General features: G+C 48.3%; 12 protein-coding genes. 4 read left to right on the forward strand and 8 right to left on the reverse strand.

Features of this window, described 5'->3' with window-relative positions:
• Positions 1-26: 26 nt before the first annotated feature.
• The 3 genes from pstA to phoU form a co-directional block, all read right to left on the reverse strand.
• A complete protein-coding gene (pstA, locus tag GA520_RS03555) occupies positions 27-1,295 on the reverse strand; it encodes a phosphate ABC transporter permease PstA (protein WP_163338058.1) in 1,269 nt (422 codons plus the stop codon).
• 63 nt (positions 1,296-1,358) lie between these two features.
• Complete coding sequence (gene pstC, locus GA520_RS03560; RefSeq protein ID WP_163338057.1) at positions 1,359-2,747, reverse strand: phosphate ABC transporter permease subunit PstC; 1,389 nt, start codon at positions 2,745-2,747, stop codon at positions 1,359-1,361.
• Between the two features lie 50 nt (positions 2,748-2,797).
• The gene (gene phoU, locus GA520_RS03565) at positions 2,798-3,430 is read right to left on the reverse strand and encodes a phosphate signaling complex protein PhoU (protein WP_240910135.1); all 633 of its coding nucleotides are present in this window, start codon (positions 3,428-3,430) and stop codon (positions 2,798-2,800) included.
• A 359-nt stretch (positions 3,431-3,789) separates the two neighbouring features.
• Between phoU and GA520_RS03570 the strand changes: the two genes are divergently transcribed.
• The 3 genes from GA520_RS03570 (at position 3,790) to GA520_RS03580 (ending at position 7,675) form a co-directional block, all read left to right on the forward strand.
• The gene (locus GA520_RS03570) at positions 3,790-4,524 is read left to right on the forward strand and encodes a response regulator (protein ID WP_163338055.1); all 735 of its coding nucleotides are present in this window, start codon (positions 3,790-3,792) and stop codon (positions 4,522-4,524) included.
• Positions 4,521-6,353 carry an ATP-binding protein gene (locus tag GA520_RS03575; protein WP_163338054.1) on the forward strand — a complete coding sequence of 611 codons (1,833 nt, stop codon included), beginning with the start codon at positions 4,521-4,523 and terminating at the stop codon, positions 6,351-6,353. The genes GA520_RS03570 and GA520_RS03575 overlap by 4 nt, the downstream gene beginning before the upstream one ends.
• Positions 6,354-6,520: 167 nt before the next feature.
• The gene (locus GA520_RS03580; protein WP_304511288.1) at positions 6,521-7,675 is read left to right on the forward strand and encodes a PAS domain-containing sensor histidine kinase; all 1,155 of its coding nucleotides are present in this window, start codon (positions 6,521-6,523) and stop codon (positions 7,673-7,675) included.
• Between the two features lie 2 nt (positions 7,676-7,677).
• On the opposite strand, the gene GA520_RS03585 is transcribed toward GA520_RS03580, so the two are convergent.
• The 5 genes from GA520_RS03585 to GA520_RS03605 all read right to left on the reverse strand — a co-directional run bounded on the left by GA520_RS03585 (position 7,678) and on the right by GA520_RS03605 (position 14,418).
• The gene (locus tag GA520_RS03585) at positions 7,678-9,063 is read right to left on the reverse strand and encodes a YihY/virulence factor BrkB family protein (RefSeq protein ID WP_163338052.1); all 1,386 of its coding nucleotides are present in this window, start codon (positions 9,061-9,063) and stop codon (positions 7,678-7,680) included.
• 17 nt (positions 9,064-9,080) lie between these two features.
• On the reverse strand, positions 9,081-11,174 hold the full coding sequence (locus GA520_RS03590; RefSeq protein ID WP_163338051.1) for a response regulator: 2,094 nt from the start codon (positions 11,172-11,174) through the stop codon (positions 9,081-9,083).
• Positions 11,174-12,025, reverse strand: coding sequence for an HDOD domain-containing protein (locus GA520_RS03595; protein WP_163338050.1), 852 nt, complete (start codon positions 12,023-12,025; stop codon positions 11,174-11,176). Before GA520_RS03595 ends, GA520_RS03590 begins: the two co-directional genes overlap by 1 nt.
• 28 nt (positions 12,026-12,053) lie before the next feature.
• Positions 12,054-12,419 (reverse strand): molybdenum cofactor biosynthesis protein MoaE, encoded by a 366-nt coding sequence (locus GA520_RS03600; protein WP_163338049.1) that lies wholly within the window; start codon positions 12,417-12,419, stop codon positions 12,054-12,056.
• An 82-nt stretch (positions 12,420-12,501) separates the two neighbouring features.
• Positions 12,502-14,418 carry a LysM peptidoglycan-binding domain-containing protein gene (locus GA520_RS03605; RefSeq protein ID WP_163338048.1) on the reverse strand — a complete coding sequence of 639 codons (1,917 nt, stop codon included), beginning with the start codon at positions 14,416-14,418 and terminating at the stop codon, positions 12,502-12,504.
• A gap of 122 nt (positions 14,419-14,540) precedes the next feature.
• Here GA520_RS03605 and GA520_RS03610 point away from each other — a divergent pair, with 122 nt between their 5' ends.
• Positions 14,541-15,026 carry an 8-oxo-dGTP diphosphatase gene (locus tag GA520_RS03610; protein WP_163338047.1) on the forward strand — a complete coding sequence of 162 codons (486 nt, stop codon included), beginning with the start codon at positions 14,541-14,543 and terminating at the stop codon, positions 15,024-15,026.
• Positions 15,027-15,145: the final 119 nt, after the last annotated feature.

Raw genomic sequence — 15,145 nt, forward strand, 5'->3', positions numbered from 1 at the left:
GTTTTCAGTCGAGTGTTGAATGGTTGCTACCATTTGATTTCAAACTTTTTACGAAGATAAACCGCTGCCGCGTTCATGAAGATCAGGAATGCGAGCAACATCATGATTGCTGCGGAGGTTTTCTCTGTAAATGCTCTCTCCGGACTGTCTGCCCAGAGATATATTTGTACCGGGAGTACGGTTGAAGGGTCGGTAAACCCACCGGGTACATCCACGATAAAAGCGATCATGCCGATCATGAGAAGCGGAGCCGTTTCACCGAGTGCCTGCGCCATGCCGATAATGGTTCCAGTGAGCATGCCGGGCAGGGCCAGCGGCAGTACATGGTGAAAGACTGTCTGTATCCTGGAAGCTCCGATACCAAGTGCAGCTTCCCGTATGGACGGCGGTACGGATTTCAGTGAGGCCCGTCCTGCAATGATGATAGTTGGCAGGGTCATGAGAGTTAATACAAGTCCACCAACTAAAGATGTAGACCGGGGCATACCCCAGAAATTAATAAATATTGCAAGACCAAGCAGGCCGAAGATGATTGATGGTACTGCAGCCAGGTTATTGATGTTGATCTCAATAATGTCGGTCCAGGTGTTGCTTGGGGCAAACTCCTCAAGGTAGATGGCTGCAGCAACCCCTATGGGAAAGGAAAGGGTGAGGGTAATAAGCAGGGTGAAAAAAGAACCTCGCGTAGCTCCCCAGATACCAGCCTGTTCCGGTTCACGTGAGTCACCGGCTGTAAAAAACGTAGTGTTAAACTTCTTGCGTAACTTTCCGTCCTGTTCAAGTTTGTCGATCCAGGTCAGTTGGTTATCCTTAATACGTCGGTCTTCCTGGTGGACATTGCGGTCGTAGTGGCCTTTTATGAGCATATCAACGTCATCATCAGCCAGGACCCAGACAGACTGTTTGGTGCCGATCAACTTCGGATTTTCCTGGACCATGTCCTGCAGAGTAAAGGCGGCTGACGGGCTTACCAGTTTATAGAGTCGTTTCTTATCTTGTCTGTTTTTTACCTCAGGAAACATGGTGCGTAGCGACGACTTCACCAGCCCCGGGAAGTTCGCGGCAGCAATATTCTCATCGGTGAACTGATCTTCTGAGAATTCCACATCGATCTGGATAAATGTCTGCTGAAAGGCTGTATAACCTTTTGATATGATAGAGCCGAACAGGAAGCAGAGAAAGGTAAGCGCAACGAAAATGGCAGAAATGCCAAGAAACTGGAAGCGCTTTTCTGCTTTATATCTGCGCTTGAGGTGTTCACTGCTTTCAAGTGTTGTTTTTTGTATCTGTGTCATGTTTCGGGTTGTTTCGTAAAGTTTCTAAATTTGGTTTCAGGTCAAATCCTTCAAACAACGCTCCTACTCGTACTGTTCCCTGTATCTGCGTACCACCCGAAGAGCGATGAAGTTGAGGATAAGTGTGAAAAGAAAAAGGAAGAGTCCGAGAGCAAAGGCTGCAAGGGTCTTGGGGCTATCGAATTCCTGATCGCCCACCAGTAGGGTGACAATCTGGACAGTAACAGTTGTAACGGCCTTAAAGGGGTTTGCGGTCAGGTTGGCAGAGAGACCTGCGGCCATAACCACAATCATTGTCTCGCCGATTGCACGTGAGACAGCCAGCAGTACGCCACCGACAATACCCGGCAGAGCTGCAGGCATCACAACGTTTTTGATTGTTTCAAATTTTGTGGCACCGAGGCCGAGAGAACCATCCCTCATTGCTTGCGGAACCGCATGAATAACGTCATCTGATAGAGAGGATATAAAGGGAATGATCATGATCCCCATTACCAGGCCTGCAGCCATAGCACTTTCTGACGAGATTGAAAGACCAAACAGGCTACCCGAGTCGCGGAGGAACGGGGCCACAGTTAAGGCGGCGAAAAAACCGTAAACTACCGTGGGGATGCCTGCGAGGATCTCAAGCATGGGCTTGGCAATAGTCCGAAAAGCTGGTCTCGCATACTCAGAGAGGTATATGGCAGACATCAAACCGATTGGTATGGCCACTATCATCGCAATGGTGGCAATCAGCATGGTGCCGGCGAACACGGGCACTGCTCCGAATGCCCCGGAGGAGCCCTCCTGGTCGGCACGCATGGCAGTCTGTGGACTCCAGTCAAGCCCGAAAAGAAAATCTGTGAGTGGTACCGCTTTAAAAAAGCGGAGTGATTCAAACAAGACGGAGAGAACAATACCTACTGTGGTCAGGACGGCCACCACCGAGCAGGAGAATAGCAGGAACATGATTACCGATTCAACAATGTTTCGTGCCCGGAGATCTGCCTTAATCCAGTAATAGATCCCCCCGGTACACAGAATCATTGCCGCAGTGACCAGTATGGTGATGATGCTTTGATACCCGGTCTGCAGTTCAATGTACTGTTCAGCGGCTTCCCGGATGGCCTCATTGGCACTGTTGGAGACGATATTACCTGTGACAATGTTCCTGATATCGTTTAAAATCAGGGAAAACTCATTCTTGCTTAATTGCTGCATCTCTGCTGGCAATGAGTGGGTTATTATGGTGGTGATTATTGATGGTTCCACTATTTGCCAGACAGCGAAAATGAGCAGTGCGGGAATAGCACACCCTAAGGCTGCCAGCATACCGTAATGGCCCGGAAGGGAGTGAAGTGATCGGATGTCGCCAATCTGCCTGGCTGCAGCCAAAGCCCTGGATCTGCCGAGGAAGAAGGCGACGGCTGATATGAGTGCTATATAGGGCAGTATGTATGTATAGAGCATAACAGTGCTTGACTCAAAATGTTTGGTGGTCTTTTCCGGTATCCTGCGTGTTACGCTCGAGATTCCTGATTACGAACAATTGTTCCCTCAACAAGGTGGATTACCTCTTCTGCTATGTTTGTTGCCCGGTCACCGATTCTCTCCAGGTTCTTTGCCAGCATGAAGGCATTGATAAGGCATCCGGGACGCTCCGGGTGGCTTTTCAGCAGGTCCCTGACATAGACATAGGCGTCGCTGCACATGGAGTCGATCTCGTCATCCATGATGAAAACCTTGCGGGCCATTGCCGGGTCACGTTCCACCAGCGCGTCGAGGCTGAGTTTCAGCATGGTGACTGTTTTTTCAGACATCAGGGCGAAATCAAAGTCGAGGTTGTCAAAGTTAAAACCATTGCCGTTGAAACAGTCGGTAATATGTTGCACCCCGATGGCAATGTTGACCGCCTGGTCGGCAATTCGTTCAATCTCATTATTTATCTTAATGACGGCGATGATGAAGCGGAGGTCACTGGCAACCGGCTGGTGGAGAGCAAGTATTTTTAAGCAGTCCTCCTCGATTTCCACTTCCATGTCGTCCACTTCATAATCAGTCAGGATCAGCCGCTGAATTTCTTTCTCATCCCGGCTGGAGATGACAGCGGCAGCCGAATGGACGCGTTCTTCCACCATGGTGCTCAGTTGCATGATTTTCTTTGTAAGATTCACCAGCTCGTGGTGGAATGTGTAATAAGGATCCATGTTTTAATATTGTCGTAAAATTATAATGTTATGTTGTTGTTGGCGTTCGTTGTTCTCAAGGTCGAGGAGATAATAAGGGAGTAATGTTTTTCACCAGTTAGGATATTATTAGGATCGCGTTAAAGTTGTGGGGAGGGGGTTGCGGTGATCGTAAAAATACAGAATCTATAGTTCCGTTCTCAGGTGGTTATGTTGGTTTACTATGGGCGTTCATGCGGAGATGTTAAGCAAAAAACAATGGAGAAATCCACCCACTACTATGTTGGAATTATCCAATTAACTCAAAGAAATATCCGGAAATAATTATGGGAAAAGCACATATACTCATCGTTGAGGATGAAGCGGATATCCAGCAGTTGGTGAGCTATAACCTCATCAAGGCTGGATTTCATGTCACCTGCGCCGATAATGGCGAGGAGGCCTTGAACTGCCTGGCGCAGGAAAATATAGACTGTATACTTCTCGATCTTATGCTGCCGGGCATGTCTGGTATTGAGGTCTGTTCTGAGGTGAAGAAGGGACGGGCCAGGAAACATGCCCCGATCCCGATTATCATGCTGACAGCGAAGGGAGAGGAGGAAGATGTCGTGGCAGGCCTTGAATGCGGGGCGGATGACTATATCACCAAGCCGTTTAGCCCAAATGTCCTGATTGCCCGTGTAAAAACGGTACTCCGCAGGAGCGTGGGCAAGGAACAGGAAAAGGTTGATAAGGCAGCCACTTCAATAATTATCGGTGACCTGGCTATCAATAAAGGTAAGCATGAGGTCAAATGCCAGGGGCATGAACTGCAGCTGACCGCGACCGAGTTTGGTATTCTCGCCCTGCTTGCTGAAAAACCGGGCTGGGTTTTCACCCGGCAACAAATCATTGATTCGGTTCGTGGCTACGACTTTCTTATTACCCCCCGTGCCATTGATGTGCAGATCTTCGGACTTCGGAAAAAGATGGGTGATTCCGGGAGAATGATTGAGACTGTCAGAGGGATCGGCTATCGGTTTAAAAATGTTGTCGACGAGGACAAGAAGGAACAGATATGAAGCCGAAAAAACTCATATGGCAGATTTACCCTGCCACTCTTTTTGTCGTACTGGCGGCCATGGTGGCTGTGACCTGGTATGGCTCAGGAGTCTTTAAGGGGTTTTACCTTGAAGAGGCGGAAAAGGACCTGGAAGCCCGTGCAAACCTTATCAAATCCCGAGTGTATGACTATGTGACAAAATCCAACTATGTTGATTTGAGAAGTTTTAGTAAGGAAGCGGGTCGTGAATCGGGAACACGTATAACCATTATCGATAAACAAGGCCTCGTCCTTGCAGATTCCAATGAGAATCCAACCGTGATGGACAATCATGCAAGAAGGCCGGAGATCGTGGAGGCATATGACTGGCAACGGGGGAGATCGTTGCGCTACAGCAAAACGCTTGGCGAAAACATGTTATATATCGCCATTCCACTGCAAGGGAGCCACAACGAACCGTCTGACAGCCTGGATGGAGCTGTTCAAACCGTTATCAGGGTGGCGATGCCGGTGACAGCATTGGACCGGACGATACAGCATTTCAGATTACGGGTGCTGCTCGGCTGTATCATAATTGTAATTGGAGCAGCCTTGGTAGCTCTCTTTATTTCACGAAACATAAGCAGGTCCCTTGAAGAGATGACTCTGTCTGCCGCACAGTTTGCGAAGGGTGATTTCTCGCAAAGGATGTCTCCCCAACTTGCTTCAACAGCCTCGCTTGAGGTTGCGGAACTGGCCACCTCAATGGATCGTATGGCGGAAATGCTTGATGAGAAAATCAAGACCATCGTCACTCACCGCAATCAACTGGAAACGGTTTTCTCTTCCATGGTTGAATCGGTTATCGCCATAGACCGGGGTGAGAAAATTATCAGCATAAACACCGCAGCGGCCAATCTGTTTGGTGTCCGCAGGGAAGTTGCACAGGGTAAGTTTATGCAGGAGATTATCCGCCATTCCCAACTGCTGGAGCACATCCAGGCCACCCTCGATACAGAAGAAAATATTGAGGATGAGATCATTCTGCAGGATATAGCTGGCGAAAAATGTTTGCAGACCAATGTGGTGAGCCTCACTGACGGGACAGGGGCAAGCGTCGGTGTTTTGCTTGTTATGAATGATTTGACCAATATTCGTAAGCTGGAGCGGATTCGAAGTGATTTTGTTGCCAATGTTTCGCATGAGCTGAGAACACCCATCACCTCTATTCGTGGATATGTCGAGACTTTACTGGATGGAGCCCTTGAAAGCCGGGAGGATAGCGAAAAGTTCCTCCATATCGTATTACGGCAATCTGAACGGCTGAACGCAATTATCGATGATTTGCTGTCTCTTTCCCGTATCGAACAGGAATCAAAAGACGGCAGGGTGTTTCTGGAAGAGGGGCCGCTTTGTGCTATACTTGATACCGCTCTTCAGACTTGTCAAGTTAAGGCGGATATGCAGGAGGTTACTCTTGACTACGACTGTTCCGAAGATTTGATGATTATGATGAATCCTACCCTGGTGGAGCAGGCTGTGGTGAATCTTCTGGTTAATGCTATCCAGTACAGTAAGACAGGAGATATCGTCACGGTTACGGCCAGGGAATTACATGGTGATGATAAAGGCAACGTGGAGATTTCGGTAAAGGATACCGGTTGTGGTATTTCACCGGAGCACTTGCCACGGCTGTTTGAGAGGTTTTACAGAAGTGATAAGGCACGTTCCAGAAGTCATGGCGGCACAGGCCTTGGCCTGGCCATCGTGAAGCATATTGTTCAAGCCCATGGAGGTGTGGTGAAGGTGCAGAGTGAATTGGGTAAAGGTTCTGAATTCACAATGATATTTCCATTAAAGATGTCATAATGATGAAGGCGCGCTGAAAGGCGCTCAAGAGGCTGTAGAAAGAAAGGGGGCAGGATAATTATCCGGCCCCCTTTTTTTGTGGGTGATGATTATTGTATACTTCGTGTAGGAGGGTGCGTATCCCGTACCCCGAACATCTACCGCAAGAGTGAAACCAGTTACCGGTTATGGAAAAAAGGACGCCTTACAGTGTGAAGAACCTGGTCGAAGGGGTTGGGGCTGATATTATCGATGGCCTTGAAATCGTAGTTTTTGTTGCCGATATTGATACATCAGTAATCCTTTACGCTAATGGCTATTTTAAGAGTTTGCTCGGATTTGATCCAACCGGCAGGATTTGCAGTCAATTCATTCATGAACCTGACAGTTCTTCCTGTGTCTTCTGCGACATCGGTGGTGATTTGCTTGATGAGCAGGGCAGGCCGGTTGCGGAGATAAAAAGGGAATACATCAACCCGTTCGACAAAAAATGGTATGCCGCAAAAGACAGGGCGATACGATGGGTTGATGGTCGTTTTGTCAGGCTCGAAGTGGCTACGGATATTTCCGAACAAAAACAGCTGCAGAATTTCCTGAAGGAGGCACGGCAGCAGGCGCAAAACACTATCTCAGCAAAAAGCAGGTTTGTGGCCCTTGTGGCCCATGATCTTAAATCTCCTTTTGTCTCGATCCTCGGGATGCTCAGGAGGATCCTCGAACGTGAGACCTTCAGTCACGATGTGCATCGGCAATTTCTGGAAACGATTATTACCAATGGCAGGCAAATGTTGAATATGATAGATAACCTCTTGGCCATGGAACGGCTTGAAACCGGCGGAATCAAACCAGAACCCTGCTATTTTAATCTGAACAGAATGGTAGAGGATGTGTTTCAGAATTTCGATCACATTGCTCACAGGAAAAAGCTGAACCTTGAAAACAGGGTGGCTCCAGATCAGGAAATATTTGCGGATAAATACCTTTACCTTGTTGTGGTCAACAATCTGGTCTCCAATGCGGTGAAGTTCAGTCATGAAAAAGGGCTTGTGACGGTATCATTGCAGCAGGATGAGGGGGACGATTGTCTAATTGTCAGGGATTACGGGCAGGGTATTCCTGCCTCATGCAGCGAAGATATCTTCCGTCCGGATGTCAAGACGTCCCGTCCCGGCACGTGTGGTGAACCCGGCTCCGGCTTAGGGTTGGTCTTTAGTCAGCAGATCATTCAGGCTCACGGCGGGGTTATTGAATTTGAATCGGAAGAGGGTGAGGGGACGGTTTTTGTGGTCAGGCTTCGAGGCTCATGCCGCCTGACCAATTCACGTGATACCACTTCCGGTTGAACTCATTTTTTCGATTCTACTCTTTCCTTCGTTGTTTCCTTCTCCTGTGATGCTGCCTCAAGTACCTTCCTGCCGATTTCCCCGCCTTCCGTTTGCGGCGTTTGGGTTCCCAGGATGAGGTTGATGATTTTCTTCTGTTCAGCATCGTTGGCTGGACCGGCAGGGAGAAGCCTATCTGATTCCTTTGCTGTACATAAAAAGCCGGCTTCACAGAGTTCTGATATCGTTGTGTCAACTATCATGGCGTCATAAGAGTACAATTTTTGAGCAAGATCCTGCCGGGTAACCGCGACATTGTCAGCAAATCCACACCGTACCTCCTCCAGGATGTCAAATGCTGCACTTAATCTCAGGGATGGGATCGGGCTATAGGGCAGCAAGCGGTACCCGGAAAGGTTCTGGATGGCATAAGCAACCTGGGCCCCCGTTAACACAAACAACCAGGCCAGATACATCCAGACCAGAAACAGTGGCAGGGTGGCGAAGGAACCATAGATGGCGTTGTAGTTGGCTACGCCTATCTGCATTGTGATATAGACATTTTGCACGATGAACCAGAGGATGGCTGCCAAAGTTGCACCGAGTATGGCAGGCCGATTACGTACCTTGGTATTGGGAAAAAAAATATAGATGACATAAAAAGTGAGGGCGATAAAAAAAATGGGCACCAGTTTTAAGATGAGGGCCTGGACCCAGGCAAAAGGTATCAGCATGTCGAATTTGTCCGACAGGGTCCTGTTTTTCAAAAAAGCGCTGGCGGCAAAGGCCACATTGATTGAGATAGGCATCAACACCATTATGGTAAGGTAGTCGGAGATCTTACGGATGATGGAGCGGCCGTCCGCAACGTGCCAGATCCGGTTCATGGCTGTTTCTATGGTGCCAAAGACAAGAATAACACTCACCAGTATACCGGCAATACCAAAGGAGCCGAGGGCTGTGAAATTGGTGTTGTCCACATAATTGAACAAGGTGTCAAGACCTGAGCGCAGATGCCCGGTAAGGCTTGTTTCACCCTGTTCGGTATTTCCCTCTTCCCCTGATGTCAGCTCCTGATCCGTGAGGATCTGTTGCTCTGGTGGCGAGCTACTCGACTGTTCAAGGGTTTCCAGGTAGGTGTAGGCAACTTCCCGCAGCTCATCTCCACCGCCAAGGCCCTTAACTACAGCGGTACTCATTGCCAGCACCGGAACCAGCGAGAGCAGAACCGTATAGGTAAGCGCTCCGGCGCGGAGAGGAAGGTCGTTTTTCCTGAACTCTCCAAAGGTTATAAGGATAAGCCGGATAAGCCTTCGGACACTTTCGCGCAACGGATCAACAGGACTGCGGTCGTCAACCCAGTGCAGGAACTTTGAAGCTTTTTGAGATTGTGATGATGTAGAGGGCATTATGGTTTGTGATATCTTTAGCTATCCATGGGGTGGGGATTGAGCCATTTTTCCAGAATCTGGAAAACAAGCTCCCTCTTGATTGGCTTGGAGATGTAATCGTTCATCCCTGCCTCTATACAGATTTCCCGGTCGCCTTTCATGGCGTTTGCAGTCATGGCGATGATGGGTATATTGTTGAATCCTTTTTCCCGTAGCAGGCGCGTTGCTTCCAGGCCATCCATCTCAGGCATCTGCACATCCATCAGGATGGTATCGAACTGGTCCGGCTTTTCGCTGTAGGTCTCAACGGCGAGTTTGCCGTTACCGACAACGGTGACCTTATATCCAGCCTTGGTCAGCATTGCTTTCACCAGCTTCTGGTTTACCAGGTTGTCTTCGGCAATCAGCAGCCTTACAGATTGTTTGAGTTCTTCCCGGACTGTGTACTGGGTGACCAGTTTATCTTCGCCTGCATCCATTTCAGGTTGTGGCTGTGGAGTGAGGATGCGGGAGAGCGTCCGATAGAGGATTTTGGATCTGCTTGGTTTAGTAAGAAAGGCTGAAAAACCAGCGTCTTTGCAACTTGCCGCCGTCTTTTCAAGAGACGAGGTATAGGCCAGGAGCGGAAGTTCCCCCAGTGGGGGGGGGAGTTCACGGATTTGCCTGGCGAGTTCTATCCCGGAAATCCCGGGCATTTTTAGATCAAGGATTGCGGCATCAAACGGTTCTTTTGAGGCAGCCGCCTCCTGTAAAGTGGCAATGGTCGTTGCAGCATCTGTCAGGGATTTTGCGTACATGTCACCAAGGTTGAGGAGGCTCAGCAGAATTTCATTATTGACATGGTTGTCGTCGACAACCAAAATACGCTTTTGGGCGAGATCCGTTGGGGGAGGCAGCTTCGTCTGTTGCTGGTCAGAGTTTTTCATGACCACAGTGCAGTGAAAAGTGGTGCCGATGCCGATTTCACTTTCAACCCAGACTTCTCCACCCATCAACTCAACTATCTTTCTACTGATGGCGAGGCCAAGCCCGGTGCCGCCGTATTTTCGGGTTGTTGATCCGTCAGCTTGCTGAAATTCCTCAAATATTGTATCGAACTTTGATGGGGCCAGCCCAATCCCGGTATCCCGGATGGAACAGTGCAGTTTTATCTCTTCATCCTTTTCATGGACCACTTCTAAGGCCAGCTCAATCTCCCCCTTATCAGTGAACTTGGCAGCATTTCCCATCAGATTTACCAGTATCTGGCGAAACCTGCCGGGGTCTCCCTTGATATTGGCCGGCAGGTTGTCGTCAATACGGCAGAGGATTTCGATCGGTTTATCGGTTACCCTGGGGCGAATCATCTCGCATACGTCATGGGCAGTAATTTCCGGATCGAAATCGATATACTCCAGGCTCATCTGACCCGCTTCGACTTTGGAGAAATCGAGGATATCATTAATGAGGGCCAGCAGAGCGTCGCCGCTGCGCTTGATGGTCAAGGCACTATCGCGCTGTTCTTCGTCGAGGTTGGTGCCAAGCAGAATTTCGGTGAAACCGATGATACCGTTCATCGGGGTCCTGATTTCGTGACTCATAGAGGCGAGGAACTGGCTCTTTGCCACATTAGCCGATTCTGCCTCTAATTTGGATTTTCGCAGCTCCTTGGTCTGTTCACGGATTTCGGTTTGGAGTGTGCGGGAATATTTCTCCTGCTGTTCCTGGATGATCTGGTAGCTGTTTTGGGTTTCTTCCAGCATTTCCTGGTATTTGGTGTCAAGCACCGCAAATTTTCTGTTGAACTGGTTCTTCTGGATCTCCAGTTTCTTGGTCGCTTTTTTCAATGCCTGCTCGGTAAAAAAGAGTCTGCAGAGCAGATCCAGGCGTTGTTTTATCTCATTCGGCGTTACCTTGTGTTCAGAGCATTGCAGGTTGAGTTCTAGCTTTTCAATTTCAATATCCGGCAGTGAAGCTGCACCTTGAAACCTTTCTACACCGACAGGCAGCCACTCACACAGGGTTTTACCTTGCTTGTCCCTGGCAGCAAATGAAAGTGACGCATATTCCCGCTGCAAAAAGGAGAAAAACTCCTTTCGCTCCTGTTCGAGTACACTGTCACGGGAAAGTAACCCGCCGAGTCCGGCCATCAGGATGTTCCTCCGCCATATAGAGCCTGGGCTTTGGTCATTTCATCCGGAAAATCCTCGAGCAGGACCCTGTATTCATCTATATTTTCTTCTAGATGAGTGAGTAGGGGCTCCGAGATCTCAACCTTGATGCCAGGTAAGGTTGTGAAGTCAAGTTGGGTGGTCAGGTATTCGGCGATCTGCAGGATGCCGAGCAGGCTTTGCGGTTCGACGTTATCGAGTAACGAATGGTGATCCCTGATGGCGATCCTGATCGACTCGTCCATTGACCACTCACCGGTAAGGATATAACCAAGTTCACAATGATCTGTGCCCAGTTGTTCCTGCTCCAGTTCCAGCATCCGGGTGGATGAGTTGCTGTCACGGCAGATGGTAAAAAATTGCTCGTTGCGGACCTGCTCCTCGACGATAATGCCAAAATCGTGCAGGATGCCGCAGAGGTAGGCATCATCACCGTTGATGCCGAAAATCCTCTCGGCAACCATCTTTGAACAGATCGAGACCGCGGCACAGTGGAGCCAGAGCTTATTGCGGGAAAAAAAATCCGACTCATTTTCCTGCATGAAAATGCCCATCAGGGCATCGGTTATGGCGATGTTGTTCAGGTTCTTCATGCCGAGATAAGCCACAGCACGGCCAATGGAATCAACTTTTTGCATCAAGCCATACATCGGACTGTTGACTATTTTTAACAGCCGGGCCACCAGAACCGGATCCATCTCGATGACTTCCTCAAACTGCTTCATGGTCGTGTTGCTGTCAGCAATGAGTTGCGTCAACTGGGTTACGACATGGGGCAGTGTCTGGACATTGCTGAACTCTTCAATCAACTCCTGGGGTGTTGTCGTCATGGTGTTCCTGGCGGTTGAGTTTGGGAGGTCAAGTTGTCTTGATCTCTTTTTTTGCGACAGCTTCAGCTTTTACCCGGTCGAGCAATTCTGAAAGGACCGGTTTGATGTTTTCCCGGATGTCTCCAGCGACAATAATAAAGAGCAGATCGTCACCGGGATCAAAGGTTCCCTTTTTTGCTTCAATGATTATATCAAAAATTCCTTCATGTTGAAGATATTCCTGGCGAAGTTCTTCTATTCGTTCATAATCCGGGGTCACTTCAAGTTGGGCCACCGATGTGCGATCTGCCCGGGACCAGTTTCTCACTACGCCGTTATGGATGAGTATCATGCCGACATTGTCTTTAAAGCCTGGCTGTTGTTTGAGTTCTTTTATTGCTTTAGTCAGATCCATCGATAGTTCCTGATAAGTTGGGGTTCGGTGCCGATATCCGTTACCGTATGTTTTGGTCGGGATGCCGGACATGTAAAGATAATCAGAGAGCTCGCACTACCGGTACGGTGAGTTGCTGCCCCTTATGTAGTGCCGCATAATTTAGTTCGGAGTTGTATTTTTTTAATAACCAGAGTGGAATATTGAATTCGTTATTGCAGAGGTCCCAGAGAGTATCGCCATTGACTACCAGGTAGGGCTGAAATTTCACAACCTCGTAAGCAGCAAAGAAATCCATCTCGTTTTCACGCAGAAATTCGGCGCGCTGCTCTGCAAATGTGGCCGCCGACACATTGTCGTACAGTACTGTCATCTGCTGACCAGGGTGGATCTGGGAAAAGTTGTTTAAGCTGTTCACTTTTCTAAGCTTTTTTTCAGGTATTTTCAACCAGTAGGCGTAAAGGGAAAGGGATTCTTCCGGTTGCACCGTTATCTTGTCCCTTTTTCCACCCTTTTTTGCCGCAATCGTAAGTTTTTTAGGCGGGTTGCCTTTCTTGTTAGCAGTAAGGACAGGTATGGGCCGGGCTGTGTTGTCAGAAACCTGTGGTGTGCTGGAACCTTTTGAGGGGTATTGTTTCTTTTCCACAACCTGGAGATATTCTATTTTTGCTTTGGATGATGTCTTTTCCCCTCTATTGGGGATGCGTAATCGTTGGCCGATATAAATTGTAGCGTTGCGATCGAGAGAGTTGGCCGCAATCAGCTGGGTTAAGGTGACACCCTGTTTAATGGCAATGCTGCCGGCGGTATCCCCGTTTTTCACTTGATAAACAGGATCTCTTTTCTGGCCGGAGTGTACTGCCGACTTAGGAATTGTTCGTGCCAGACTGATGATGGATGGGGTGTCTGGCAGACGGAGTTTGTAGCCGGCGGGAATGAGCTTTTGCCCATTGTAAATTGCTTTCTTTAAGGCAGGGTTCAAGGTCTGAACTTCATCTTTGGCGACCTTGAAATGGTTTATTATATGAGCCATGGAGATGTAACCCGGTAAACGGATTTCCCTGAATTTCAGAGAAGAATTCCTGCGAATAGTGGGGTCTTTTTCAAGTTTTCTGGCCACGATGACGGCGGCCAAAAATTCGGAATAGAAATTCCTTGAGGCAAAGCCGAAATGACCCCTGTTGTATTTTATGAAAATCTTTTGGTAACTTCCCAACTCTTTTCTCGCCCTCATCATGCCGGAGATGCCATAGTTGTAGGCAGTTAGTGCCATCGGCCAGTTGCCCAGCTTCTGGTAACTGTTTTTGAGGTATTGTGCAGCACTTTCCCCGCTTATGTAGGGGTCAAGACGTTCATCGACGGCCTCGTCTATGGTCATGTACTGTTTGCCGGTGGCCCGGGTAAATTGCCACATGCCGGCGGCACCGAATTTCGAGTAGGCTCCGCTGTTAAATGAAGATTCAACGTGGGGGAGGTAGGCCAGGTCCTGGGGCAGGCCATGATTGCTGAATATCCATTTTAATCGCCCCATATGTGCACCAGAACGAATGACGCCCTCGATAAACCGTTCCTTGAGTCCTGTCTGTGAACGCACTGCTGTAGAGGCTCGTTTCATCTTCTTCAATCTGTCCCTGCCCGGATATAGCGAGGCCACAAATTTTTCTTCAACTGTTGAAGCTGTCTTTCCTTTAGCGAGGTTACTTAATATGGTTTTATATTTATTTTCTGCTGCCTTGAGGTAAGCTTTGTTAAGACGTTCTGCACCAGGTAGTTCATGATCGATTAGGTTCAGGACGGTATATACCTTGGCCAAATCGTCACGGTCATGTATAACAGCCTGGTTTTCCGAATAGTGGGAGTAGATATTTTCCCAGAATGCCACATTGGCTTTGATCTCCGGATAAATCGGGAACTCATTGGCTGCCTTGCTGCCGGTCGCAACAGTGCCGATAAACATTGTGAAGCAGGCCAGAAGGATCAAAAGGGTTTTGCAGTTATGCTGAGGTGGGGTGATAAGCATTATATGATTTTTTTTGATTGTTGCTATTATTCCTCATCTATATCACAACAGGAGCGGCATCGGAACCGATTTTAACAATAAGGTTAACTGCAGGAAATAACAAGTTGGTTTGAGGTGAAGGTATGTATACACCAATAATAGGGTCGCTGGCTTATATCCTGTCCCCGGACAGGAAAAAGACTCTGCTGGTGCACAGGAATAAACGACGTGAAGATCAGCATCTAGGTAAATATAACGGACTGGGCGGCAAAATGGAACCAGGAGAGGATATCTATAGTTGTATGGTCCGTGAAATAAAGGAAGAGGCCGGTATAGATTGTGTTGATGTTGTGCTGCGCGGCACGATTAACTGGACGGGTTTTGGGCCGAACGGTGAAGATTGGTTTGGTTTCATTTTCAGGGTGGATAGGTTTATCGGCGAGCCATTCACTAAAAATGAAGAAGGGGACCTGTCCTGGGTCGATATTGACAAGATCATGGAACTACCGATGTGGGAAGGGGACAGATACTTTCTGCCACTGGTTTTTGATAACGATCCACGAGCGTTCCATGGATATATGCCCTATGAAAACAATCACCCCATAAGTTGGGAATATACAAGAATCTGACAATCAATCGAATGATGTTGCGGAAGATAAAGTGCATGGTATAGTCTCAAGGCAGTTATGATATCGTGGATTTTACAAAATTCATGACCTTGTTTTTCATTTAAAATATTACAATTCAT

The sequence above is a fragment of the Desulfopila sp. IMCC35008 genome (assembly GCF_010646885.2).
GTDB lineage: Bacteria > Desulfobacterota > Desulfobulbia > Desulfobulbales > Desulfocapsaceae > Desulfopila.